The 24,398-nt window shown below is 64.0% G+C and carries 19 protein-coding genes; 9 read left to right on the top strand and 10 right to left on the bottom strand.

Features of this window, described 5'->3' with window-relative positions; translation table 11 throughout:
* Window positions 1–218 precede the first annotated feature (218 nt).
* A complete protein-coding gene (locus CLU93_RS21210) occupies window positions 219–989 on the top strand; it encodes a YceI family protein (protein ID WP_257225040.1) in 771 nt (256 codons plus the stop codon).
* On the opposite strand, the gene CLU93_RS21205 is transcribed toward CLU93_RS21210, so the two are convergent.
* Window positions 952–1,581, bottom strand: coding sequence for a LysE family translocator (locus CLU93_RS21205; protein ID WP_099763182.1), 630 nt, complete (start codon window positions 1,579–1,581; stop codon window positions 952–954). The genes CLU93_RS21210 and CLU93_RS21205 overlap by 38 nt on opposite strands.
* A 155-nt stretch (window positions 1,582–1,736) precedes the next feature.
* Here CLU93_RS21205 and CLU93_RS21200 point away from each other — a divergent pair, with 155 nt between their 5' ends.
* Window positions 1,737–4,640 (top strand): hybrid sensor histidine kinase/response regulator, encoded by a 2,904-nt coding sequence (locus tag CLU93_RS21200; RefSeq protein ID WP_257225039.1) that lies wholly within the window; start codon window positions 1,737–1,739, stop codon window positions 4,638–4,640.
* Between the two features lie 10 nt (window positions 4,641–4,650).
* On the opposite strand, the gene CLU93_RS21195 is transcribed toward CLU93_RS21200, so the two are convergent.
* Window positions 4,651–7,806 (bottom strand): NAD(P)-binding protein, encoded by a 3,156-nt coding sequence (locus CLU93_RS21195; RefSeq protein ID WP_257225038.1) that lies wholly within the window; start codon window positions 7,804–7,806, stop codon window positions 4,651–4,653.
* Between the two features lie 193 nt (window positions 7,807–7,999).
* On the opposite strand from CLU93_RS21195, the gene CLU93_RS21190 reads away from it, so the two are divergent.
* Complete coding sequence (locus CLU93_RS21190; RefSeq protein WP_099763181.1) at window positions 8,000–8,542, top strand: phosphohydrolase; 543 nt, start codon at window positions 8,000–8,002, stop codon at window positions 8,540–8,542.
* A gap of 362 nt (window positions 8,543–8,904) precedes the next feature.
* Window positions 8,905–9,504 carry a response regulator gene (locus tag CLU93_RS21185; protein ID WP_243420290.1) on the top strand — a complete coding sequence of 200 codons (600 nt, stop codon included), beginning with the start codon at window positions 8,905–8,907 and terminating at the stop codon, window positions 9,502–9,504.
* A 417-nt stretch (window positions 9,505–9,921) separates the two neighbouring features.
* On the opposite strand, the gene CLU93_RS21180 is transcribed toward CLU93_RS21185, so the two are convergent.
* Window positions 9,922–10,143, bottom strand: a complete 222-nt coding sequence (locus tag CLU93_RS21180; protein ID WP_099763180.1) for a hypothetical protein — start codon at window positions 10,141–10,143, stop codon at window positions 9,922–9,924.
* Window positions 10,144–10,364: 221 nt separating this feature from the next.
* Here CLU93_RS21180 and CLU93_RS21175 point away from each other — a divergent pair, with 221 nt between their 5' ends.
* Window positions 10,365–10,946 (top strand): chromate transporter, encoded by a 582-nt coding sequence (locus CLU93_RS21175; protein WP_099763179.1) that lies wholly within the window; start codon window positions 10,365–10,367, stop codon window positions 10,944–10,946.
* Complete coding sequence (locus CLU93_RS21170) at window positions 10,943–11,527, top strand: chromate transporter (protein ID WP_099763178.1); 585 nt, start codon at window positions 10,943–10,945, stop codon at window positions 11,525–11,527. The genes CLU93_RS21175 and CLU93_RS21170 overlap by 4 nt, the downstream gene beginning before the upstream one ends.
* A 2-nt stretch (window positions 11,528–11,529) precedes the next feature.
* On the opposite strand, the gene urtE is transcribed toward CLU93_RS21170, so the two are convergent.
* From urtE to CLU93_RS21135, 7 genes are all read right to left on the bottom strand, one after another.
* The gene (urtE, locus tag CLU93_RS21165; protein ID WP_099763177.1) at window positions 11,530–12,228 is read right to left on the bottom strand and encodes an urea ABC transporter ATP-binding subunit UrtE; all 699 of its coding nucleotides are present in this window, start codon (window positions 12,226–12,228) and stop codon (window positions 11,530–11,532) included.
* A 2-nt stretch (window positions 12,229–12,230) separates the two neighbouring features.
* The gene (urtD, locus tag CLU93_RS21160; protein ID WP_099763176.1) at window positions 12,231–13,061 is read right to left on the bottom strand and encodes an urea ABC transporter ATP-binding protein UrtD; all 831 of its coding nucleotides are present in this window, start codon (window positions 13,059–13,061) and stop codon (window positions 12,231–12,233) included.
* Window positions 13,058–14,173 (bottom strand): urea ABC transporter permease subunit UrtC, encoded by a 1,116-nt coding sequence (urtC, locus tag CLU93_RS21155; protein WP_099763175.1) that lies wholly within the window; start codon window positions 14,171–14,173, stop codon window positions 13,058–13,060. The genes urtD and urtC overlap by 4 nt, the downstream gene beginning before the upstream one ends.
* A complete protein-coding gene (urtB, locus tag CLU93_RS21150) occupies window positions 14,170–15,756 on the bottom strand; it encodes an urea ABC transporter permease subunit UrtB (RefSeq protein ID WP_099763174.1) in 1,587 nt (528 codons plus the stop codon). Before urtB ends, urtC begins: the two co-directional genes overlap by 4 nt.
* A 113-nt stretch (window positions 15,757–15,869) precedes the next feature.
* Entirely contained in the window at window positions 15,870–17,123 is a 1,254-nt protein-coding gene (gene urtA / locus CLU93_RS21145) for an urea ABC transporter substrate-binding protein (protein ID WP_099763173.1), read from the bottom strand.
* 200 nt (window positions 17,124–17,323) lie between these two features.
* Window positions 17,324–18,112 carry a DUF4349 domain-containing protein gene (locus CLU93_RS21140; protein WP_099763172.1) on the bottom strand — a complete coding sequence of 263 codons (789 nt, stop codon included), beginning with the start codon at window positions 18,110–18,112 and terminating at the stop codon, window positions 17,324–17,326.
* 16 nt (window positions 18,113–18,128) lie between these two features.
* Window positions 18,129–18,740, bottom strand: coding sequence for a transglutaminase-like domain-containing protein (locus tag CLU93_RS21135; RefSeq protein WP_099764522.1), 612 nt, complete (start codon window positions 18,738–18,740; stop codon window positions 18,129–18,131).
* 273 nt (window positions 18,741–19,013) lie between these two features.
* Between CLU93_RS21135 and CLU93_RS21130 the strand changes: the two genes are divergently transcribed.
* From CLU93_RS21130 to CLU93_RS21120, 3 genes are read left to right on the top strand one after another with little or no spacing between them, the layout of a single operon-like run.
* Window positions 19,014–19,598 (top strand): DUF2760 domain-containing protein, encoded by a 585-nt coding sequence (locus CLU93_RS21130; RefSeq protein WP_099763171.1) that lies wholly within the window; start codon window positions 19,014–19,016, stop codon window positions 19,596–19,598.
* On the top strand, window positions 19,595–21,466 hold the full coding sequence (locus CLU93_RS21125; RefSeq protein WP_099763170.1) for an Hsp70 family protein: 1,872 nt from the start codon (window positions 19,595–19,597) through the stop codon (window positions 21,464–21,466). Before CLU93_RS21130 ends, CLU93_RS21125 begins: the two co-directional genes overlap by 4 nt.
* Before the next feature lie 2 nt (window positions 21,467–21,468).
* Window positions 21,469–24,249: an Hsp70 family protein gene (locus CLU93_RS21120; protein WP_099763169.1), complete on the top strand. Its 2,781-nt coding sequence runs from the start codon at window positions 21,469–21,471 to the stop codon at window positions 24,247–24,249.
* The last annotated feature ends 149 nt before the right edge of the window (window positions 24,250–24,398 follow it).

Below are 24,398 nucleotides of genomic sequence, written 5' to 3'. Positions count from 1 at the left end.
CCTGCAATAATTACCACAAAAACAAGTTTCACGTGTCTGGTGCCGATGCTTGAGCTCACCGGCTAAGCTGTTGAGTCATGCCTGCATCCTATCGCTCCCGGAACGTAGTGATGTGCCCAACGCATGCTATGTGCCAACACAAGCATCATAGCAGCGCCATGTGACCGCCTTATGACGTAGCGCTAACAATACGCGCGCCGCCGCGCCGATCGCGTACTATGCTCCTGTTGCCCCTGCCCTCTTCTCTGCCCATGCCCAGCCAGAACCTTCGCACCATTTTCCTGCTTGCCTGCGCCGTGCTGGCGGCCTGCACGCCCTTGCCGCCCGCTCCTGCCCAGGCACCTGCGCCGGCCGCCCCTGCAGCCCTATCCGCCACAACTGCGCCCGCGTGGCAACAGCCGGGCATGCACGTGCTGCATATCGTCGCGCAGGAATCCCTGCTGACGATCACCGTGCGGCGTGGCGGCGCGCTGGCCCGCCTGGGACATGACCACGTGATCGCCAGCCGTACCTTGCAGGGCGTGGTGACGCCCGCGCCGGGACGCGCGCAATTCCAGTTCCGGCTCGACCAGATGAGTGTGGATGAAGAGGGCTTGCGCCAGGCGGCGGGCCTGACGACGACGCCGTCGGCCGACGCCATCGCCGGCACGCGCCACAATATGCTGGTGCGCGTGCTGGATGCCGAGCGTTATCCGTGGGTCAGCATCGAGGCCCGTCGCACGGGCGACAAAGAGGTGTTTGAGGCCGACATCACGCTGCATGGCGTGACGCGCACCGTGCAGTTGCCAGTGCGGGTCGAGCAAGCGGCCGATGGGCGCGGCCTGCAGGCCAGCGGTAGCCTGCTGCTGAAACAGAGCGACTTCGGCATCGTGCCGTTCGCCATCCTGGGCGGCGCCATGGCCGTGCAAGACCAGATGGAACTGGCGTTTCGCATTACCGCCCGGCAAGACGTCAGCGCGCCAGGATCAGGCGCAAACCCAGGCCGATGAAGATGGTGCCGGCCACGCGGTCCAGCCACAGGCCGGCGCGCGGGCGGCGGTTGAGCCACAGGCCGACGGCGCCGGAAAAATAGCCGAGCAGGCTGAACAGCACGCAAGCCTGCGCCGTGAAGACCAGGCCCAGCTGCGCCGTCTGCCAGCTGGCATGGCCCTGGCCCGCGACGATAAACTGCGGCAAGAACGACAGAAAAAACAGCACGACTTTCGGATTGATACTGTTGGCAAACAGTCCTTTGCCGAACAGGCGCAGAAAGGACTCGTCAGGCAAGGCGCCCGCGCCATCGACTCTGGCGCCGCCACGGCTGCGCAAGGCGCCGATGCCCAGCCACACCAGGTACAGTCCGCCAGCCACTTTCAGCGCCATAAATGCCGTGGGCGAGGCGGCCAGCAGGGCCGACACGCCGATGGTCGCCAGCACCGTGTGCGTGAGGCAGCCAAGGGCGCAGCCCAGGCCGAATGCCATGCCCTGGCGGCGCCCGCGCGACATGCCCACACCGAGCACCATCAGGTTGTCGGGGCCGGGACTGGCGGTGATCAAAACGGCGGCGGCCAGGAAGGCCAGGAACTGGTCGGGACTGAGCATGAATATCTCGCGGGCAAAGGCGCCATGATACCGGAGCGCGCGCCATGCCGGCAGGACATGAAATTGTCCTTATGCCACCGAGAGTCGATTAAAATGAGCCATCCACAGCAAACGGCGTTGCCACCAGTCCCGCGCGACCACCACCACACTCATCGATGCCAGCCCACCCGCCCCCGTCCCGCCACCGCGCTTCCTGCTCCCGCGTCAGCGCCTGGCTATGCGGCTGGCCGCTCCTGTTCGGTCTGCTGTTCGGTCTGCTGTTCAGTCTGCTGGGCCTGGCGGGCGCGGCGCAGGCGGCACCCTTGTCCCTGAGCAAGCAAGGCATTGCGCACCTGGGCAGTGAAGGGAAACTGTTTTTCGCCGGAAATGACGCCGCGCCTGCCGATGCGGCCGCCCTGCCCGCCTGGCTGGCGCGCCAGCGCCCGGCCGACCACGTCGACCTGTTCGGCGGCGCCTACTGGCTGCATGCGCAGGTGCGCAACGACAGCAGCGTCGCGGCCTGGGTCATCGACCCGAACGACACCCTGATCGACCTGGTCGACCTGCACGTGTATGGCCCCGCACCGCACGCGGCGCCGCACACCTTGCTGACGGGCTACCAGCGCCCGCACGAGTATTTGTTGCACTACGGCAGTAACGTACAGCTGGCGCCGGGCGCCACGTATGACATCCTGATCCGCTTTTCCAGCCCCTACTACGCGCGCGCACCCCAGTTCGGCGTGAGGACGCAGCAGGACTACCGCAAGCTGGTGGCCCAGGAAAACTTCCTGATGGTGGCGTCCATCGGCGCCCTGCTGGCGCTGGGCCTGTTCAATTTCTTCATCTTTTCCATCACCCTGGACAAAGCCTCGGCGTATTACGCGCTGTACGTGCTGACGTATGGCCTGGCCTGGGCCATGACTTTCCACGTCTTTGCCGACCTGTTCGACTGGCACCAGCTGCAGCTGCATTACGTGCCGTTCTTCCTGCTGCCCGTCTTCAGCACCCTGTTTTACATGCATTTCCTGCGCCTGCGCGACTACTCGCCCTTGCTGTACCACCTCAGCAAGGTCAACCTGGTGCTGCCCCTGCTGCTCTTGCCCAGCTGCTTCGTCGCCCTGGCGTATGCGCACACCCTGGCCACCATTGCCATCAGCATCTGGATGCTGCTGGCGCTGATCTGCGGCATCGTCGTCTGGTGCCGCGGCTACCAGCCGGCGCGCTTCTTCGTGCTGGCCTTCGTCGCCCTGATGCTGCCCGGCTTCCTGATCCTGCCGGCCAACCTGGGCCTGATGCCGGCCATGGTGGCCAACGCCCAGCTGGTGACCCTGCTCGGTGGCACGCTCGACGGCTTGCTGCTGGCGTTTGCCCTGGCCGACCAGATCCGCCTGCTGCGCAACAACCTGGAACAGCGCGTGCAGGAGCGTACCCAGGCCCTGACCCTCAGCAACGACGCCCTGCTGAAGGCCAAGGAGCACGCGGAAGTGGTCAGCCGCCACCGCATCGATTTTCTGTCCGCCATGAGCCACGACATCCGCACCCCGCTGGCCGGCGTGATCGGCATGCTGAAGTTCGCCCTGCGCGACCAGTCCGTCAAGGGCCGCACGCAGGAATACCTGCGCATCGGCCTGCACAATGGCGTGTCGCTGCTGACCATTCTCAACGACATCCTCGATTTCTCGAAGATCGACGCGGGCAAGCTGACCCTGGAAACCGTGGACTTCGACCTGCTGGCGCTGATCGGCGACGCGGCCGGCATCGTGCAGGGCCAGGCCGACGCCAAGAGCCTGCTGCTGCGCCGCGAACTGGCGCTGGACCTGCCGCGCTACGTGCGCGCCGATCCCACGCGCCTGCGGCAAATCCTCATCAACCTGCTGGGCAACGCGCTGAAATTCACGGCCAATGGCGAAGTGCTGCTGGAAGTGCGGCGTGCCCGCACGCCGCCGCGCCGCGATGGCCGCAGCGAGATCGACTTCATCATCAGCGATACGGGCCCCGGCATCGACGCGGACACCTTGCCGCGTTTGTTCCAGAAATTCGAGCAAGCCGACCACTCCACCACGCGCCGCTACGGCGGCACGGGACTGGGCCTGGCCATCTGCAAGGAACTGGTCGAACTGATGCAGGGCAGCATCGGCGTGGAAAGCCGGGTCGGCATCGGTTCGCGCTTCCATTTCACCTTGCCGCTGCATGACGGCAGCGCGCCGGCGGCCGATGCGCGCCGCCCCACGCACCAGGCGCGCCATGCCTGCCGCCTGCGCATCCTGTGCGCCGAAGACGTGCGCACCAACCAGATCATCATCGGCACCCTGCTCGAAAGCATGGGCCATGAGGTGACCATCGTGGAAAACGGCGAACAGGCGCTGCGCGCGCTGGGCACGGGTGCCTACGACTGCGTGCTGATGGATGGCCGCATGCCGCTGATGGATGGCGAACAGGCCGCGCGCCTGATCCGCGACGGCGGCAACGCGCAATTCCCGATTCCCGACGCGCACATCCCCATCCTCGCGCTGACGGCCAACGCCAGCGAACATGACCGGCAACGCTACCTGGCCTGCGGCATGGACGACTTCCTCAGCAAGCCCGTCGACGAAGCGCTGCTGTTCCAGAAAATCGACGCCATCATCGACCTGCTGCTGGCGCGCGGCCACGCCCTGCCACCGGCCATGCCCACCGGTGACGACACGCTGGCGCGCCAGTTCGGCCTGGACGACCCCGCCGACGAATCACCCGCGCCGGCCGATCCCATGACGGCGCCCGTGCACATCCTGCCGCTGGCAGGCCTGTCGCCGCAGCACTTGCAGCGCATCGCGCAAGCGTTCCTGACGGAGGCGCCGCGGCGCCTGGACCTGGCCTGCCACGCCGTGCGCGATGGCAACGCCAGCGCAGCCGCCGCCGCCTTCCACGCCTTGAAAGGCAGCGCCGGCTACCTGAGCCGCCCCACCCTGCACGGCCTGTGCCACCAGATGGAAACCCTGGCCTCGAACGGCCAGCTCGATAACGTGACGCAATTCCTGCCACAGCTGCAGACGGCGCTGGACGTGGCGCGGCGCGACCTGGAAGCTCAGCCGGGAGCTTGAGGCGCCCGCACTAAAAATCCGTCTCGCCCTGAATCACGGCCGGATAACCGGTCATGGCGCGCGAGGTCTGCATGCCCGCCATCACGGCCGCTTCCACGCAGCCCGCGTTGAGGCCCGTCTTGATCCAGTCGCCCGTCAGGAACAGGTTACTGAAGCCCGACTGGTCGGTGGCCAGCCGGTACTGCGTGCTGTTCACCACCGACATCACGTAGCGCTCGGACGGGTCGACGTTGGCGCGCCAGTACTGGCTGTCGAAGCGCGCCGGCCCCGTGCCGGCTTTTGCGTCGACCAGCCATTGCCAAGGAAACGCGCCGGGCGCGCCCGCCTCGGGCCACAGTGCGCCGATCTCGCGTTCCAGCTGGTGCAGCGCGCCCTGTTTCGCCCTGGCCGCGCAGCGGGCGGGAAAATCCGTGTCGGTGACGGGCGGGTAGCTGTCGACGGGGAAGGCGCTGCAAAAATACGAGACGTTTTTCGGTTCCAGCCCCGCCGGCCAGTCTTCGTGCGCCAATAATTGATCCATCGGCGCCCACGTGTCGTACGGTTCCGTGAAGGCCGACAACACCGGTTGCTGGCCTTTCGGCTGCGTGGTCCAGCCCATCTGCGCCAGGTTTTTGTTCAGCCACACCTGGTAAGCCTGCGTGGCCACGGTTTGCACCTTCTCGGCCGCCAGTTGCAGGGCCGGGCTTTGCGCCAGCAGTTGCGGGCACAGGGCGGGCAGCGAGCCGATGGAAATGCCGAACACCACCTTGTCAAAGTCGACGCCCTTCTTCAAGACCGTGGCCGGCAGCGCGCGGCCGAACGCTTGCTGGTACTGCTGCGGCCAGCCGCTCCAGTACGATTCCAGGTTGACGTCCTGCGCTTGCAGTAGCGCTGCCTGGGTCGGCTCGATCTGCGCGTAATCGGGCGCGCTGGGCCAGCAGGCCAGGCCTTTCACATCCACCAGCGGCGCGTAGCCGGCAGCCGGGTCCTTCAATTGCACCTGCTGCGTGATGCGGATGCTGTCGATGTCGCCCGCGCCCGGCACCAGTTCTTCCACGCGCTGGAAGAACTTGAATTCCACGCCGCGCTTGGCGAGCACCTGGTACAGGGGCGTGAAAATCGTGTCGCCCATGCCGGCCTGCATCTTGAACATGATGCCGCCCTTGTAGGCCAGGCCGATGCGCGCCATCGCCCGCAATAAGGTGCCCGCCTCGATGTTCGGTTTCGCGAAATCACCGCCCTCGTAGGCGAACACCAGGTCGTAAAAGCCGCGCACGGGCGCCGAATTGACGCTGAACTGCTCGTCGCCGCCATGTTTTTTCAGCCAGGCGCGGAAATCGATGTCGTTGATGACGTCAAAGCCATTCTTGAACACGCCATCCTCGAACATGCCCTTCATGACCGTGATGCCCAGGTCCAGGCAAATGAACAGGCGGCGCAATGCATCGTCGCCATCGATCAGGGCGCGGTAGCGCAGGCGCAGCCAGGCGCGGATACCGTTCAGGGTGCTGGCCAGCAGCTGGTGGCGCGCCTGGTCGTGGCGCGAGGAGTCCGGCGCCAGGTCGGCCACCAGCGCCGCCAGCGCGCCCACGGACAGGCCCACGTCGAGCCCCAGTTCATCGGCTTGCCCCACCACTTCATCGGCCAGGCGGCGCAGCCAGCCCGGCCACACGCCCTCGCCTTGCGCCGCGGTGGCGCTGGCACTGGCACTGGCACACTCTATGCGCGCGTCGGCGTCCGCCACTTGCCGGATCTGGCGTATCCACTGCTCGATCCAGCCCACCATGGCGATGGCCATCTGCCACAGGGTGATGTCTTCGCCGCCCTCGCCCGGCTCGCCCGGCAAGGTGGGAAAGACGATCGACCAGTTGCGCCACTGGCCCTTGACGTCTTCCGACAGGGCCACGTAATCGTGCTGTTTGAAGGCGTCGCGCCAGGTGGCCAGCGGCGCGCCGGGCGGGCGTTCCAGGCTCGCGTAGGCTTCCTTGATCATCTTGAAGGCGTTCGCATAAAAGCCGAACCAGATGTGCAAGCCGTGTTCCTCGATGCGCTGGCCCGCTTGCGCATTGCGCCCGCTCGCGCCCTTGCCGCCCAGGCGCCAGCCCAGCTGGTACACGGTGATGGCGTGCCGGTTTTGCCAGCCCGGCTGGCTCGTCAAATAATACGCGGTGGTCATGGCCGCCACGCCGCCACCGAGGATGGCGATCTTTTCCGGCGCGATCTGCGAATTGTCGACCAATTCCTCGCCCGGCATGGCCGTGAAGTCGAAGTTCACATGGAACGGCAATATCGCCGCCTGCGGCCCCAGCTGCAAGCCCAGGGTCTGGTCCAGCGGAAAGCTGTCAAACGCGTGCAAGGTGCATTCATACTCGTAGCCGAGCAGGCGCGCGCTGTGCAGGCGGTTGATTTCGGCCGGCGCGGCGACGATGGCCTGGTACACGGCTTTCACGCCGGCGCTGTCGGGAAATTGCTTGAGGAAGATCTGGTCGATGCGAGGTTTGCGCAACAGCGACAGGATGTCCGCCCAGCCGGCCTGGTCCATGTCGAAGAAATCGGGAATGGAGAGGAAAATCTGGAAGGCCTGCTCGATGAGTTCCAGGAAACTGTTGACGGGTTTGTGCTGCCCCGTCTGCACGGTGGCGTTGACTTCCAGCAACGGATGCAGGGCCAGTTTCGTTTCCGGCGAAAAATGCTGGAAACCCTTGGCGGCCACGGCACAGCGCAGCGGCTCGCTGCCGGCGGCGGGAATCTCGTAATCGCACAGGTATTTCGGATAGCCGAACAGCTCGCGTCCGTTGATCAGGGCCATGGCGTCGTCGACGAAAATATGGCACGGGTACCAATAGATATGCGCGAGCTTGCCTGCCGCATCCATCTGGCCCACCATGATCCAGGTGACGATGTCGACTTCCGTGATCCAGCCCTTGGCCTGGTCGACGGGATTGGCGGAGTCCGCATGGTTGACGCGCGTAAACGTCAGCATCACGTACGGCGACAGCGCTTTCAGGGTCATGCGCTTGCCCGCCACCTGGTTCAAGGTGGTATTCACGGTGGCTTGCAGCCTGGCCAGGTCGCCCCTGACGAAATAGCCGAACATTTCCGACTGTTTCAATTGCAGCGGCGAGTGCATCATCACCGAACCGCCCTGATAGATATACGAAGGTCTTGCCGAAGGTTGCGCCGTCATTGCCCTGCCCCTGTGAAGTTTCAGACAAACAAGATTGCTACAGTGTATTGAGAAAGAACAATGAATGATATGAAATAAATGAAAGGATTTGCCAAGATGCATGGGCTCAGCAGCACGCCACACGCGCGGCGGCCGGGGCAAGCCTGGGCCATCGGGTGTACGATGAGCCATCTTGCATATCCGAGCACAGGCAATGATTACCACCGACTACGTTTCCACTTATTCCGGCAACCGTTTTTATCCCTTGCGCCCGCATATCGACAAGGTAGTCATTGAAGACATTGCCCACGGCCTCGCGTATCAGTGCCGCTTCAATGGACAGACGCAAGTGTTTTACTCGGTCGCCCAGCACAGCCTGATCGTCGCCGGGCTGGTGCCGCCCCATTTGCGCCTGGCCGCCCTGCTGCACGACGCGGCGGAAGCCTACCTGGGCGACATGGTGAAGCCCTTGAAAGTGCTGCTGCCGGAATTTTCCGTACTGGAAGACAAGGTCAGCGCCATCATCGCCGCCACGTATGGCCTGGATTTTTCCGACTACGCCCCCATCAAGCGGGCCGACCTGATCGCGCTGGCCACGGAAAAGCGCGACCTGATGCCGCACTCGGCCGAGCGCTGGGCTTACCTTGACGGCATCGCCCCATTGCCCGGTATAATCGACGCCATGGGTCCGGCCGAAGCCAAACAGCGCTTCCTGCATGCCTTTGCCCAGCTGAGCGGGCTGGGGCTGGTAGCGTGAATGCTGCCACCCTGCCGCACGAACGGGCGCTAAGCCCCGGTTTTTGCACGGCTTTTTCAGATATCCACAGCAACTGTGGATAAAGTTGTTGATAAGCCCCTCTTGACAAGCCGCAACGCCAGTATCGATGCGGCTTTCAACAATTTGCTGATTTCACAGGCAATTTTTTACTCCAATGAAATCAATGACTTAGAATCATGATTTTACGCCAAAGCAAAGTTGCCCGAACACCATGAAAATATATTTTTCTGGGCATACGCAATCTTGCTCCAGGCTGTCTTGCCTGAACCGCATTGTTTTGACAAACCCCGCAGACTGGCATAGTGTGGAGTGAGTGAGCACGATCAACGGTGGATAAATGCATGAATATGGATAGCGACAGTCCCGCCAAGGGAGCGGACGAACCCGACTGGCTGGTTGAGGAGCCACTCGGGCGGGCAGACGCGGCGGCAGAGTCCGCCAACGCGGCGCCATGGCGCGTGCTGATTGTCGATGACGATGTCGATGTGCACGTGGTGACCAAGTTCGCCCTCAGCCAGGCCAGTTTCCAGGGCCGCAGGCTGAGCTTTCTGCACGCGTATTCGGGCGCCGAGGCGCTCGCCTTGCTGCGCAGCACACAAGATATCGCCGTGGTGCTGCTCGATGTCATCATGGAAACCCAGGATGCCGGGCTGCAAGTGGCGCGCCAGGTGCGCGAAGACTTGCACAACAGTGCCGTGCGCATCATCCTGCGCACGGGCCAGCCTGGCCAGGCACTGGAACACCGCATCATCATCGACTACGACATCAATGATTTCTGGTGCAAGACCGACCTGACCACGCGCAAGCTGTTTACCACCGTGATCGCCTCGCTGCGCACCTACGCCACCTTGCGCGAAGCGCAGCAACAAGTCGCCGACCTCGCCGCCGCCCTGGCCCACTGCGGCGACGCGCCAGCGCAACCGGCTGGCGGCAAACCCTGAGCAGCCGCCGCTACTTTCAGTCATAAAAACAAAAGCACTGGATAGGCATACAGGCTTGTGACATGCCCCATTCTGGCCCATCTTGCTGGCCGATGGCAGGCGCTGACCGGCCCCAATTTCCTAAGTAGCGGATTGTTAAGCGCTTTTTCAGATATCCACACGGACTGTGGATATCTTTGTGGATAAGCGCCTATTGACAGGCTTCAAAGCCACAGCCCGTGCGGCTTTCAATAAACTGCTCAATCAAACAGCAAAAATAAAACCCATAAAAATCAATCACTTAGAAATTCGCATATCATCACAAGAAAATTATTTCAGCAATTTCGCTAACCCATCATTTGTGCATAACTGAGCCATAATGATCAATCCGACAACGCCGCACTGACGCTGCCGGCAACACAGTTGCCGTGTGGCTACTCAATGCATAGTCTGGCGGCGCTGCTCCGGATGCAACAGCACGCGTTCGATCAGTTCCGGGGCGACATTGTATGACTTCAGGTATTCCAGGGCACACAAGGTACTGAAGGCGGCCTGCACGGCAATGCCCAAGTTGACGATATCGCACATCTTTTGATCGACCCGGGCATGCGGCACCACGGTTTTGACGGGCATATGCAGCGTTTCTGTGGAATTAAGCATGATGAACAACTCCTGCGAAGGGGGAACGGAGGGAGGGAGACGGCCTAGCGCTACGAACCGCACCCGCGCTGACAGGAACAGTGGTCGTGCTGCCGATAAAGTATTGCCGATAAACTCACGATGTCAATGGCAGGGAAACATGAGCCACAGTTTTTTTCTTGCAGGCACAACTGGAGCCGAAAGCGATGGACAAGCGCAATCGGCCACGGCGATAATCAGCCATGTCTTCATCCCCCCCGCCCGACCTGCCCCGCCCGCAACCGGCCTCGCTGGCCGACCTGTTCTTCTCATTCACCTGGCTGGCCTTGCAGGGCTTCGGCGGCGTGCTGGCCGTGATCCAGCGCGAAATGGTCGAACGCAAGCGCTGGCTGACGCAGGAGGAATTTCTGGAAGACTGGGCCGTGGCGCAAATCATGCCCGGACCGAATGTCGTCAACCTGTCGCTGATGGTGGGCGGGCGCTATTTCGGCTTGCCGGGCGCGCTGGCGGCGCTGGCCGGCATGCTGGCCGTGCCCCTCGTCATCGTGCTGCTGCTCGGTGTGCTGTACACGCGCTTTGGCGACAACCCGCAGATGGCGGGCGCACTGCGCGGCATGGCCGCCGTGTCGGCCGGCATGATCGCCGCCACGGGCGTGAAACTGGCGACCGCGCTGGTGAAACATCCGCTGCCCCTGTGGCTGACCTTGTCCATCACCGTACTGGGCGTGCTGATGGTGGCCGTGCTGCGCTGGCCCCTGCTGTACATCCTGCTGGGCCTGGGCGGCATCGGCTGCCTGCTGACGTATCGAAAGCTGTCCGCATGAATCCGCCACTGCAACTGGTGTTGAGCACGGGCGACTGGCTGAACCTGTTTGGCCACTACCTGATGCTGTCGCTGATGTCGATTGGCGGCGCCATTTCCACCACCTCCGAAATGCACCGTTTCCTCGTCGAGCAGCATGGCTGGCTGACGCAGGCACAATTCAATGAATCGATCGCCATCGCCCAGGCCGCGCCCGGCCCGAACGTGCTGTTCGTCGCCCTGATGGGCTGGAACGTGGGCATGAATGCGGGCAGCTACACGGCCGCTTACCTGGGCGTGCTGGTGACCATGGTGGGCATCATGCTGCCCAGCACCACCCTCACCTACGTGGCGGCTCAGTGGGGCTACCGCAACCGCGACCTGCGCCCCGTGCGCGCCTTCAAGCAAGGCATGGCGCCCATCGTCATCGCCCTGCTAATTTCCACCGGCATGATTTTGGGCGGCGCCAACCATGACCTGCGCACGGACTGGCCCCTGTGGAGCCTGTCCATCGTGGCCGGCCTGATCATCTGGCGCACGAAGATCCATTTATTGTGGCTGCTGGCGGCCGGCGCCGTGCTGGGCTGGTTCCAAGTCGTCTGACCTTACACGGCCAAATGGCGCTTTACCTCCTCGCCATCCATCTGTTCGGCCGTGCCGCTGGCCACCACGCTGCCGCGCGACAGCACGATGAAGTCGTCGGCCAGTTCGCGGGCAAAATCAAAATACTGTTCGCACAGCACGATGGCCATGTCGCCGCGCTGTTTCAACAAGGCAATGACCCTGCCGATATCCTTGATGACGGACGGCTGGATACCTTCCGTCGGCTCGTCGAAGATGATCAATTGCGGTTCGGCCAGCAGCGCGCGGGCGATGGCCAACTGCTGCTGTTGCCCACCCGACAAATCGCCGCCACGCCGCTGCAGCATCTCCTTTAATACCGGAAACAACTCATACACGTGGGGATCGATGCGCGAGGCCAGTCTGCCCCGCCTCACCGCCATACCCATCAGCAAGTTTTCCTCGACCGTCAGGCGCGCAAAGATGTCGCGCCCCTGCGGCACATAGGCGATGCCCAGCTTTGCCCGCGCATGCGGCGCCAGCCTGGTGATGTCGCGCCCCTGAAACACCACCTTGCCCTGCGCCACGGGCAGCACGCCCATCAGGCATTTCAACAAGGTCGTCTTGCCCACGCCATTGCGGCCCAGCAAGGCCAGGCACTCGCCCTTGCGCGCCGACAGGTTGATGCCACGCAAGGTATGCGAGGAGCCATAGTATTGATTTAACTGTTGCACTTCGAGCATGATTACCTTCCCAGATAGACTTCGATGACCCGCTCGTCGGCTTGCACTTCGTCCATGCGGCCCTGCGCCAGCACGGCCCCTTCGTGCAGCACGGTGACGATGCCTTGCTGGGCAATTTCCGTGACGAAACCCATGTCGTGCTCGACTACCATGATCGAGTGCTTGCCGCGCAATTCATTGAGCAACTCCGCCGTGCGCGCCGTTTCCGCGTCGGACATGCCAGCCACCGGTTCGTCCAGCAGGATCAGCTGCGGCTCCTGCATCAAGAGCATGCCGATTTCCAGCCACTGCTTTTGCCCGTGCGACAGCAAGCCGGCCGGCCGCGCCTCGTGGCCGTTGAGGCGTATCAACCGCAATATCGCTTCGATCCTGCCTGCCTGCTCCGAGCTCAAGCGGGCAAACAGGGTGGGCGCCACGCGCTTGTCCATCTTCATGGCCAGTTCCAGGTTATCGAACACCGTGTGCTGCTCGAACACGGTGGGGCGCTGGAACTTGCGGCCGATGCCCGCGTGGGCGATCTGCGCTTCCGTCATCGTCGCCAGATTCATGGTCTGGCCGAACCAGGCCGTGCCGGACGTGGGCCGCGTCTTGCCCGTGATGACATCCATCATCGTCGTCTTGCCCGCCCCGTTCGGGCCGATGATGCAGCGCAACTCGCCCACGGAAATATCCAGGCTCAGCTTGTTGATGGCCTTGAAGCCGTCAAACGACACGCTGATGTCTTCCAGGTACAAAATGGCGCCGTGCGTGGTATCGACGCCCTCGCCTTTCACGCGCGAATACGTGGCACCAGCTTCGGCGCTGGCCATGCCGGGCAACATGCGGATGCTCATGCGCCCTCCTCTGCCACGACGGGCTTGCGTTTGAGTTTGCTCAACACGCCCAGCATGCCTTGCTGCATGAACAGCGTGACGACGATGAACAGCAGGCCCAGCGCGAACAGCCACAGCTCCGGCAAGGCAGCCGTAAACCAGCTTTTCAAGCCGTTCACGGTGAAGGCGCCCACAATCGGACCGAGCAAGGTGCCGCGCCCGCCCACGGCCACCCACACCACCATTTCGATGGAGTTGGCGGGCGACATTTCGGACGGGTTGATGATGCCCACCTGCGGCACGTACAGGGCGCCGGCGATGCCGCACAGCACGGCCGACAACGTCCAGACGAACAGCTTGAACCACAGCGGGTTGTAGCCAAGAAACATCAAGCGCGCCTCGCTGTCGCGCACGCCCTGCAACACCCGGCCCAGTTTCGAGCGGACGATGGCGCGCGCGCCGATCAAGGCCGCCAGCAGGAAAGCCAAAGTCAGCAGGAACAGCACGGCCCGGGTGGCGGGTGCCGTGACGCTGTGGCCCAAAATCGTCTTGAAATCCGTGAAACCGTTGTTGCCGCCAAAGCCGGTGTCATTGCGGAAGAACAAGAGCATGAAGGCATACGTCATCGCTTGCGTGATGATGGAAAAATACACGCCCTTGATGCGCGAGCGAAAGGCAAAGTAACCGAAGACAAAAGCCAGCACGCCTGGCACCAGCACGACGAGGGCCATGCAATACCAGAAGTGTTCCGTTAAGGCCCAGTACCAGGGGTAAGTCTTCCAGTCGAGAAAGACCATGAAGTCGGGCAAGCTGCTGTGGTACTGGCCCTGGTCGCCGATGGCGCGCATCAGATACATGCCGTGCGCATAGGCGCCCAGCGCAAAGAACACGCCGTGCCCCAGCGACAGGATGCCCGTGTAACCCCAGACGAGGTCCAGCGCCAGCGCGGCCAGTGCATAGCACATGAACTTGCCCACCAGCGCCACCGTGTAGGCGGACACGTGCAGCGCATGCCCTTCGGCAAACGCCAGGTTAAAAATCGGCAGCAGCGCCGCCAGCAGCGTGCATGCGGCAATGGCCAGCCAGACGGGCCGCGTAAACAGGCCCTGCTTTATCGGATAGGAGGTAGTCATTCGACGCTGCGTCCCTTCATGGCAAACAGGCCCTGCGGCCGGCGCTGGATGAAAATGATGATGAACACGAGAATGGCGATCTTCGCCAGCACGGCGCCCGCCACCGGTTCAAGAAATTTGTTGACTTCGCCCAGGCCCAGCGCGGCGATCACGGTGCCGGCCAGCTGGCCCACGCCGCCCAGCACCACCACCATGAAGGAGTCGACGATGTAGCTTTGGCCCAGGTCCGGCCCCACATTGCCCAGCTGCGACAGCGCCACGCCGCCCAGGCCCGCGATGCCGGAACCGAGGCCGAAGGTCAGCATGTCGACCTTGCCCGTGGCCACGCCCACGCAATCGGCCATGCGGCGGTTTTGCGTGACGGCCCGCACGAACAGGCCCAGCCGTGTCTTGTTCAGGATCAGCCACACGGCCACCACGACGATGACGGCAAAGCCGATGATGGCCAGGCGGTTGTACGGCAGCACGAGGCCGCCCAGCACGGTCACGCCGCCCGACATCCAGGCCGGGTTCGCCACTTCCACGTTTTGCGCACCGAAGATCGTACGCACTGTTTGCATGAGGATCAGGCTGATGCCCCAGGTGGCGAGCAGGGTTTCCAGCGGCCGGCCGTACAGCCAGCGAATCACCGTGCGTTCCAGCGCCACGCCCACCAGGCCGGCAACGAAGAAAGCGGCCGGCAAGGCGGCCAGCAAATACCAGTCCTGCATGGCCGGCAAGTAGCTGCGGAAAAACAGCTGGCACAGATACGTCGTGTAAGCGCCTATCATCAGCAATTCGCCATGTGCCATGTTGATGATGCCCATCAAGCCGAAGGTGATGGCCAGGCCCAAGGCGGCCAGCAACAGCACGCTGCCCAGCGAAATGCCGTAGAACACAGTGCCGGCCAATTCCATGCGTGACACTCGTCCCTTGATCTGGCGCATGGTCTCGATGGCGGCCAGTTGCACAGTCTCGTCGGGCTCCCCCCCTTTCTCCAGCATGGCTTGCAGCACGGGCAGCAGCCGGGCATCGCTGCTGCCCGCCAGATCCTGCACGGCCTGCTTGCGCGTGGCGGCGTCCGGCGCATGCAGGTTGGCGCTGGCGATCAGCACTTGCAAGATCTGTTTGATGTCAGCATCGTTTTCCCGTGCCAGCGCCGTGCGGATCAGGGGGAGCTGCGCGGGATCGATCGCCTTTTGCAAGGCTTGCGCGGCCGCCAGCCGGGCGCTGCGTTCCGGCGCCAGCAACTGCAAGCCAGACAAGGCGCCCGCCACGGCCGAGCGCAAGCGGTTGTTGACCATCACGCCATCGATGCCGTCGGGCACGGCACCCAGCTGACCCGTGGCCGGATCGTAGGCTTGCTCGCCGTCGACGACATACACCTTGCCATCGGGCGCGGCATACAAGGCGTCGTCCTGCAGCGCTTGCAGCACCTTGGCGGCCTCGGGCGTGGCCAGGGCGGCGATCCGGGCGACGGCAGCGACCCTGGCATCGGGGTCGTCGCCGGACAGCGGTTTCAGCAGGTCGGGAGGGATGGCGGCCTGTGCCAGCGGGGATAGTAACAGGCAGGCGAGGATCAGCAGTTTGGGGAGGAGCTGCATGTGCGTTCCAAAGAATGACTGCACGGGGGCGTATGCTGCCCCCAAGGGCGACGACTGGGGTCGGACCCTCAGGGTCCGACCCCGGCAGTTGCTGCTGGGTTAAATATCAGCTCCTACAACTTCTGCTTGCCCTCATTGCCCTTGATAAACGGGCTCCACGGCTGGGCGCGGATCGGTTCCTTGGTTTTCCACACGACGTTGAATTGCCCATCGGCCTTGATCTCGCCGATCATCACGGGCTTGTGCAAGTGGTGGTTCGTCGCATCCATGGTCAAGGTGAAGCCCGATGGCGCCTTCACGCTCTGGCCGGCCATGGCGGCGATCACCTTGTCCGTGTCCGTCGACTTGGCTTTTTCCACGGCTTGCGCCCACATGTGAATGCCCACATAGGTCGCTTCCATGGGGTCGTTCGTCACCACCGAACCCGCGTTCGGCAGCTTTTGCGCCACCGCATACGTTTTCCACTGCTTGATGAAGGCTGTATTCACAGGGTTCTTGACGGATTCAAAGTAATTCCACGCCGCCAGGTGACCAAGCAAGGGTTTGGTATCGATGCCGCGCAGCTCTTCCTCGCCCACGGAAAACGCGACGACGGGCACATCCGTCGCTTTCAAGCCCGCATTGCCCAGTTCCTTGTAGAACGGCACGTTGGAATCGCCATTGATGGTGGAAATGACGGCCGTCTTGCCGCCCGTGGAAAACTTCTTGATATTGGCGACGATGGTTTGATAGTCGGCATGGCCAAATGGCGTGTAGACCTCGCTGATATCGCTATCCTTGACCCCTTTGCTTTTCAGGAAGGCGCGCAAGATCTTGTTGGTGGTGCGCGGATACACATAGTCCGTGCCCAGCAGTACGAAACGCCTGGCGCCGCCGCCATCCTTGCTCATCAGGTATTCCACCGCCGGGATCGCCTGCTGGTTCGGTGCGGCGCCCGTATAAAACACATTCTTTTCCAGCTCCTCGCCCTCGTATTGCACCGGGTAAAACAGCAGGCTGTTGAGTTCCTTGAAGACAGGTAAAACCGATTTGCGCGAGACAGACGTCCAGCAGCCAAACACCACGGCCACTTTATCCTGCGCCACCAGCTGGCGCGCTTTTTCCGCAAACAAAGGCCAGTTCGATGCGGGATCGACGACGACGGCTTCCAGCTTCTTGCCCAGCACGCCACCCTTGGCATTGATCTCGGCGATCGTCATCAAGGCCACGTCTTTCAGCGATGTTTCGGAAATGGCCATGGTGCCCGACAGGGAGTGCAAGATGCCCACCTTGATGGTGTCGGCGGCCAGGGCCGCCTGCATGGTGGTGGAGGTGGCCAGGGCGAATGCGCCGGCGGCGACCGCTTTCAGGATGATGCGTCGTGACATGGAGACTCCTGTGAATGGTTCGTGGGGGACGGTCTGGGCATACGATGTTGTTAAAGCAGAATGCATGCCAGCAGCACCAAGCGTCTGGCATGGTGCACGCGGCCAGCGCCGCACGAAAAAAAACCTGACTGCACAAGGACTGTGCAGCCAGGTTTCAAATTGCCGTAAAAAGGTGCGCCGGACGCGGCTATCCTTGCACTTTAATCCTTGCGCGGTGTACCTCTCAGGCGGCGCCAGCCCTTGCGGCCCAGCGGGAACAGCAGCACGAACGCGATCAGCCACGGCAGGATATACGCCATGGCCGTGATGGCGTTGGCCACGCCTTCCGACAGGTTTTCCGTGAAATTGCCCAGCGCGCGCTTGACGGGACGCCAGAACGATTGCTTGCCTTCGGCGCTGATGGCCACATTCAGCAAGTCCGTGTCGATGCGCTGCATCAACAGCGCATTGGCCGCCGTCGCCTGCTCCAGTTCCACTTGTACGGTGGCCAGCTCCTTGGTCACTTTGATGAGGGCGTCGACGTTCGCGCCCGAGCGTTTTTCCAGGTCCTGCAATTGCGCCTGATACTGCTTGAGCATGTCCAGGCGTTTCTTGCTGTCGAGCACGGGACGCCCCAGGTCTTCCACCTTGGTGCCCTGGCTAGTGACGTCGCCGCCGGCTGCAACCAGCTCCACGAGCTTCTTGATGCCGGCCGGCTTGGCGCGCATGCTGATGCGCGCATGCACGTAGCGGCCGCCGTCAATGCTCGAATCGAGCAGCAGACAGCCGTTGTCCGTGTCGGCCTTGCAGGCGGCGACCACTCGTTCATACAGGGGCCGCACTTGCGCCTCATGCGTATCGACGTTGACATTGTGTTCATAGGCAAGGAACTCGCTGCCTTTTTCCTTGCCATCGAGACGCGCGGCGCTGGACTGGCCCGCGCTCTCGCCCTTGCTGCCGCAACCGGCCAGCAGCATCAGGCCGAGCACGCCAATATAGACTTTTTTCATGGTTTCTTTCTTTGGATTATTTGCAAAGCGGAAGCATCTCGATATCGGGCAATTGCGCCGCCACGTCCTGTACCGTGGCGTAGCTGGTCAGGGACGCCACCACCTGCGGCAACGGTTCCGCCCAGATTTCCGGCAAGTCGCGTTCCTCGGGCGCCAGCACGGGAAAGGCCAGCTGCTCGCGTGGCGGCACAAAGGCGGCATCGACGCCGGGCTTGTTGCCGCGCGCATCGATGCGGTACCAGCCGAAGTCCTCCAGATACACGGCATTCAAGCCATGCAGGGAAAACGGCGGCCCCACTTCGCCCACGGCCAGGCGCTGGTAGCACAGGCCGGCAGGAATGCCGTTGGCGCGCAGCAGCGCGGCCAGCAGATGGCTCTTCGCATAACAATATCCCGTGCCATGCTGCAAGACGTCGGAAGCGCGACAGGTGACGGGATTGCGCTGGTAGTCCCAGCTGTGGGCAATCTCGTCGCGCACGAAGGCAAAGCAGCGGGCCGCGATGGCGGCGTCGCTCACGGCGCCTGCCGCCAGTTCGGCCGCCCTGGCGCGCACCGCCGGATGCTCGCTGTCGATGTACGTGCTGCTGGCCAGATAGATGGAAAAGTCGGGGAAAAAGTCGGCAACCATGGCATCAAGATCATGCAAAAAGATAATGCGCGATTCTAGTCGAAACGGCACGAAATCGAGCGTTTCCTTGCGCAGGAACAAAGAAAATCCATGCGTCAGGCTGGCTGCGTCGGGGCCGGCGGCTTTGGCGGCGGCCCCGTAGCTGGTATCATGCGGGCAAACGCAGCCGGCCCGATATGTACGACGGGGCCGGCACCTGCACTACCCTGCGAAGCGGCCCCGCCACCGGGCGCGCCGCCGACGCCACCCTACAGATCAGAGAAACGAGTTCCTATGAGCACACCATCGTCCCACCCATCGTTCTGGCGCCGCGTCCCGCTGGCTTTTGGCGCCTTCTTCAGCACCCTGTCGGACGCCGCCTATGCGGCCCGCGTGGAAAAACTGTCCTTGCCCGAGGCGGCGCCGGTAGCTCCTGCTCCTGCTCCTGCGCCTGCCCCCGTGCCAACGCCGGCCGCAGCGCCCGTCATATTAAAAGAAGCCACGCCGGACGCCGCCCTGCAATTGCTGGCCCTGCTGCAACGCGAAGCGCGCTTGATCGATTTCACACAGGAAAACCTGGGCAGCCATGCCGATGCCGACATCGGCGCGGCCGCCCGCGTGGTGCACGAAGGCTGCGCCAAGGTCATGCGCGAGTATTTCACCATCGAGGCCGTCCGCCAGGAAGCCGAAGGCAGCCGCATCGTGCTGCAGGAAGGTTTTGACAGCGCGCAAGTACGCCTGACGGGCAACGTCGTCGGCGCGGCGCCCTTCACGGGCACCCTGAGCCATCGCGGCTGGCGCGCTTCGAGCGTGCGCCTGCCGAAACTGAGCGGGCAGCACGACGCCGCCATCCTGGCCCCGGCCGAGGTGGAACTGTGAGCGATCAAGCCAACAACACCCCGCGCTACGCCATCGGCATCGACCTGGGCACCACCCACAGCGCCCTGTCGTATGTGAACCTGGTCGAGAGCGACGGCGAAAAGTCCAGCCACGGCGTGCTGAAAGTGCCGCAGTTGTCGGCGCCAGGCACGGTAGAAGAATTATCACTGCTGCCCTCGTTCGTGTATCTGCCGCACGCCGACGAAGTGGCGGCGGGCGACCTGGCCCTGCCCTGGGTCACCGAGGCAGCCGAAGCGCCGTTCGTCGTGGGCGAAATGGCCCGCAGCCGCGGCGCCACCACGCCGATTCGTCTGGTCTCGAGTGCGAAAAGCTGGCTGTGCCACCCTGGCGTGGACCGCCGCGCGGCGATTTTGCCGAACGACGCGCCGGCCGAAGTCGCGCGCATTTCACCGATCACGGCCGCCACGCGCTACCTGACGCACTTGCGCCAGGCCTGGGACAACGCCCACCCGCAAGCGCCGTTCGCGCAGCAGGAAATCACGGTGACGATACCCGCCTCGTTCGATCCGGCCGCGCGCGAGCTGACGATGGAAGCGGCGCAGGCGGCCGGTTACACCGCATTGACCCTGCTGGAAGAGCCACAAGCGGCCCTGTACAGCTGGATCCAGACCAGCGAAGGCCGCTGGCGCAAGGAAGTCAAGCCGGGCGACATCATTTTAGTGGTCGACGTGGGCGGCGGCACCAGCGACTTTTCGCTGATCGCCGTGCTCGAACGCGACGGCGTGCTGGAACCGCACCGCGTGGCCGTCGGTGAACACATCCTGCTCGGCGGCGACAATATGGACCTGGCGCTGGCCCACCTGGTGGCGCGCAAACTGGCCGCCAACGGCACGCAGCTCGACGCCTGGCAAATGCGCGCACTCACTTACGGCTGCCGCAGCGCCAAGGAAAGCCTGCTGGCCGACAGCGGCCTCGATGTGGCACCGATCGTCGTGCCGAGCCGCGGCTCGAAACTGATCGGCGGCTCCATCCGCACGGAACTGACGCGCGCGGAAGTGTCCACCTTCATTCTCGACGGCTTCTTCCCGCAAGTGGAAGCATCGAGCCGCCCTGCCGTGCGCACGCGCGCCGGCCTAACGCAACTGGGCTTGCCATATGCGCAGGACGCGGCCATCACGCGCCACCTGGCAGCGTTTTTGGGCCGGCAAGTGGCGGCGACCAGCGAACTGGAAGGCTTTGCGGGCCGCCAGTCGGCAGAGGCCAGCTTCTTGCACCCGACGGCCGTACTGTTCAACGGCGGCGTCTTCAAGTCCGACTTGCTGGTGCAGCGCATCATGGCGACCGTCAACGACTGGCTGTACCTGGAAGGCGCGGAACCGGCACGCATGCTGGCCGGGGCCGACCTGGACCTGGCCGTCGCGCGTGGCGCGGCCTACTACAGCTACGTGCGGCGCGGCCATGGCGTGCGCATCCGCGGCGGCACGGCCAGCGCCTTCTACGTCGCCATCGAATCGGCCATGCCGGCCATCCCCGGCATGGAACCGCCGATCCAGGCCCTGTGCGTGGCGCCGTTCGGCATGGAAGAAGGCAGCGAACTGGAACTGCCAGGCCAGCAATTCGGCCTGGTCGTCGGTGAACCCGTGCACTTCCGCTTCTTCGCCTCGTCCACGCGCCGCAACGACCAGATCGGCGACTTGCTGGACTTCTGGGGTCCCGATGAATTGCAGGAGCTGAGCGAAATCCAGGCGACGTTATCGGCCGAAGGCCGCTCGGCCGGCGACGTGGTGCAAGTGAAATTGCACGCCAGAGTCACGGAAGCGGGCACGCTGGAACTGCTGGCCGTTTCCCCTGACGGCGCCGAGCGCTGGAAAGTGGAATTCGACGTGCGCGGCACGCCGCAGCAATAAACGTGGCTAGCGCTGTGGGCAAGCCGGCCTGGCTGGTCGGCATCGACCTGGGCACCACCAACACGGTGGTGGCGTATGCCAATGCGGCCAATGCGGCCGATGCGCAGGCGGGCATACAGCTGTTCGCCATCGAGCAGCTGCTCGCTCCCGGCGAAGTGGGCGCACGCCCCCTGCTGCCCTCGCTGCGCTACCACCCTGCCCCTGGCGAACTGGCGGCGGGCGACTTGCAGCTACCGTGGCCACAGGACGATGTCACCAGCGCGGAGCACCGCGTGCTGGGGGCGCTGGCGCGCCAGCTCGGCGCGCAAGTACCGGGCCGCCTCGTTTCCAGCGCGAAGAGCTGGCTGTCGCATGCGAACGTGGACCGCCAGGCGCCGATTTTGCCGTGGGGTGCCGATGCCGACGTGGCCAAGGTGTCGCCCGTGGCGGCCAGCGCCAGCTACCTCGCCTACGTGCGCGCCGCGTGGAATCACCGCTTCCCGCAGGTTCCGCTCGAAGAGCAGGAACTGGTGCTGACCATCCCCGCCTCGTTCGACGAGGGTGCGCGCGCACTCACGCTGGAGGCGGCGCGCCTGGCGGGTTTGCCCACCTTGCGCCTGGTGGAAGAGCCGCAGGCGGCCTTTTATGATTATCTGCAGCGCCGGCGCGACACCTTGCGCGATGACCTGGCCAATACGCGCCGCATTCTAGTCTGCGACGTGGGTGGCGGCACCACCGATTTCAGCCTGATCGACGTCGCCTTTGACGAGGATGGCGAACCGCAGCTCACGCGCAGCAGCGTGGGCAACCATTTGATACTCGGCGGCGACAATATGGACCTGGCGCTGGCCCACCTGGTGGAAACGCGCATGGCGGCAGGCGTCGAAGGTGGCATGAGGCTGTCCGCCGCGCGATTATCGCAGCTGATGGAGCGCTGCCGCGCCGCCAAGGAACTGCTGCTCTCCAGCGACGCACCAGACAAGGCCAGCGTCACCCTGCTGGGCACCGGTTCGCGCCTGATCGGTGGCAGCCGTTCCGCCGACGTCACGCGCGAGGAAGTGGCGGCCCTGGTGGTCGACGGCTTCTTCCCCAAGGTGGAACTCAGCGAGGTAGCAAGAAAAGGCCGCGCCGGCATCGTCGAATTCGGCCTGCCGTATGCGCAGGACGCGGCCATCACGCGCCACCTGGCCAGTTTCCTGCAACAGCATCAAGGCGAGCTGCCCGACACCCTGCTGCTGAACGGCGGCGTGTTCCGCGCCGACGCGCTGGCGCGCCGCCTGGCCGAGACGCTCGCGCACTGGCGCGGCGCGACCCTGCCCCTGACCATCCTGCACAACGATAATCCCGACGTGGCCGTGGCGCGTGGCGCCGTCGCCTACGCGCTGGCCCGGCGTGGCCAGGCGCCGCGCATCGGCGGCGGCTCGCCGCGCAGCTATTTTCTCGTGCTGGGCGAAGCGGGCAAAGACAACCGCGCCGTCTGCATCCTGCCCCGTGGCAGCGCCAGCGGCGAAGAAATTCGCCTGAGCGAGCGGCTGTTCGCGCTGCGCCTGGGCCGGCCCGTGCGCTTCCACCTGGCCACTTCCCTCTTTGAGGCGGGCGCGCCGCCCACGCTGGGCGAGATCGTCGACCTGGATGCGGGCGAGTATCTGCGCCTGCCGCCGCTGGCCAGCGTGCTGCAAGCGGAAAGTGGCGACAAGCGCGACATCACCGTGCAACTGGTGACAGTCATGACCGAGGTAGGGACTTTGGAAGTGCATTGCGTGGCCGAAGCCGATGCCAGCCAGCGCTGGCTGCTGGAATTCCAGTTACGGGGCGAAGAGGAAAACCCCGCCGTAACGTCCACCGCCTCGCCACGCGTGAAAGAAGCCATCGAGAAGATCGAGCGTATCTTCGGCGGCAAGGCGCAAAAGGTCGACACCAAAGAAGTGCGCCAGCTGCGCCAGCACCTGGAACGGGGGCTGGGCGGACGCGAAAGCTGGGAGACGCCGCTGCTGCGCCAGCTGTTCGACGCCCTATTGCAGCGCGCGCGTGGCCGGCGCCGCTCCGCCGAGCACGAACGTGTCTGGCTGAACCTGGCCGGCTACTGTTTGCGTCCCGGCTATGGCGACGCGCTCGACCCGTGGCGCATCGAGCAGCTATGGGCCCTGTTCGACACGGGCATCCAGCATCACAAGGACAACCAGGTCTGCGCCGAATGGTGGACCCTGTGGCGCAGGGTGGCCGGCGGCTTGAGCACGCAGCAGCAGTTGCGCCTGCTCGACGACTTCGCCTTCAACCTGCAAGCCGATGCGGCCCAGCGCGGCAGCCGCCCCGTCACCCTGGTGAACGGCAGCGACGACGACATGCTGCGCCTGGGCGCCTCGCTCGAGCGCATCCCCGGCGCCTACAAGGCGGAAGTGGGCGCCTGGCTGATCAAGCGTCTGCAGAAAGCAGATAGCGAAGCAGCGGATACGAATACCCTGTGGGCGCTGGCCAGGGTCGGCGCGCGCCAGCCCTTCCACGGCAGCGCGCACGAAGTGGTCGACAGCGCCACCGTGGCCGAATGGCTCACGATGCTGCTGGCGCTGGACTGGAAAAAGACGGAACCGGCGGCGTTTGCCGCCACCCACCTGGCACGCATGACGGGCGACCGCTCGCGCGACATCGCCGACGACTTGCGCGCCACCATCCTGGCCCGCCTGAAAGCCGTGGGCGCCCCGCCCCTGTGGCAAGCGATGGTCAGCGAAGTGACGCAACTGGACGAAGCTGTTACCCGCCGCATGCTGGGCGAGGCGCTGCCGCCGGGCTTGAAACTGATCGGCTGAAACCATGGGTCACGTAGGTCGGATTAGCGTAGCGTAATCCGACAGGCATCGCCAACAATGTTGTCGGATGACGGCCTGCGGCCTGATCCGACCTACCCTTCTGCAAATGAAAAAGGCGCCCAGTGTAGCGCCGCTGTGGCGCCACGGTT

The sequence above is a fragment of the Janthinobacterium sp. 35 genome (genome assembly GCF_002754575.1).
In the GTDB taxonomy this organism is placed as follows: domain Bacteria; phylum Pseudomonadota; class Gammaproteobacteria; order Burkholderiales; family Burkholderiaceae_D; genus Janthinobacterium; species Janthinobacterium tructae.
Note: the sequence above shows the minus strand (reverse complement) of the source record. Positions and strands in the feature narration are given on the sequence as shown.

Excerpts from the sequence above, each read along its gene's own strand:
- urtE (WP_099763177.1), bottom strand. The coding sequence starts at position 12,228 with ATGCTCGAAGTGCAACAGTTAAATCAATACTATGGCTCCTCGCATACC.
- CLU93_RS21195 (WP_257225038.1), bottom strand. The coding sequence starts at position 7,806 with ATGACGGCGCAACCTTCGGCAAGACCTTCGTATATCTATCAGGGCGGT.
- CLU93_RS21205 (WP_099763182.1), bottom strand. The coding sequence starts at position 1,581 with ATGCTCAGTCCCGACCAGTTCCTGGCCTTCCTGGCCGCCGCCGTTTTG.
- CLU93_RS21130 (WP_099763171.1), top strand. The coding sequence starts at position 19,014 with ATGAGCACACCATCGTCCCACCCATCGTTCTGGCGCCGCGTCCCGCTG.
- CLU93_RS21140 (WP_099763172.1), bottom strand. The coding sequence starts at position 18,112 with ATGAAAAAAGTCTATATTGGCGTGCTCGGCCTGATGCTGCTGGCCGGT.
- CLU93_RS21170 (WP_099763178.1), top strand. The coding sequence starts at position 10,943 with ATGAATCCGCCACTGCAACTGGTGTTGAGCACGGGCGACTGGCTGAAC.
- CLU93_RS21200 (WP_257225039.1), top strand. The coding sequence starts at position 1,737 with ATGCCAGCCCACCCGCCCCCGTCCCGCCACCGCGCTTCCTGCTCCCGC.
- urtC (WP_099763175.1), bottom strand. The coding sequence starts at position 14,173 with ATGACTACCTCCTATCCGATAAAGCAGGGCCTGTTTACGCGGCCCGTC.
- CLU93_RS21175 (WP_099763179.1), top strand. The coding sequence starts at position 10,365 with ATGTCTTCATCCCCCCCGCCCGACCTGCCCCGCCCGCAACCGGCCTCG.
- urtA (WP_099763173.1), bottom strand. The coding sequence starts at position 17,123 with ATGTCACGACGCATCATCCTGAAAGCGGTCGCCGCCGGCGCATTCGCC.
- CLU93_RS21180 (WP_099763180.1), bottom strand. The coding sequence starts at position 10,143 with ATGCTTAATTCCACAGAAACGCTGCATATGCCCGTCAAAACCGTGGTG.
- CLU93_RS21190 (WP_099763181.1), top strand. The coding sequence starts at position 8,000 with ATGATTACCACCGACTACGTTTCCACTTATTCCGGCAACCGTTTTTAT.
- CLU93_RS21210 (WP_257225040.1), top strand. The coding sequence starts at position 219 with ATGCTCCTGTTGCCCCTGCCCTCTTCTCTGCCCATGCCCAGCCAGAAC.
- urtB (WP_099763174.1), bottom strand. The coding sequence starts at position 15,756 with ATGCAGCTCCTCCCCAAACTGCTGATCCTCGCCTGCCTGTTACTATCC.
- CLU93_RS21185 (WP_243420290.1), top strand. The coding sequence starts at position 8,905 with ATGAATATGGATAGCGACAGTCCCGCCAAGGGAGCGGACGAACCCGAC.
- CLU93_RS21135 (WP_099764522.1), bottom strand. The coding sequence starts at position 18,740 with ATGGTTGCCGACTTTTTCCCCGACTTTTCCATCTATCTGGCCAGCAGC.
- urtD (WP_099763176.1), bottom strand. The coding sequence starts at position 13,061 with ATGAGCATCCGCATGTTGCCCGGCATGGCCAGCGCCGAAGCTGGTGCC.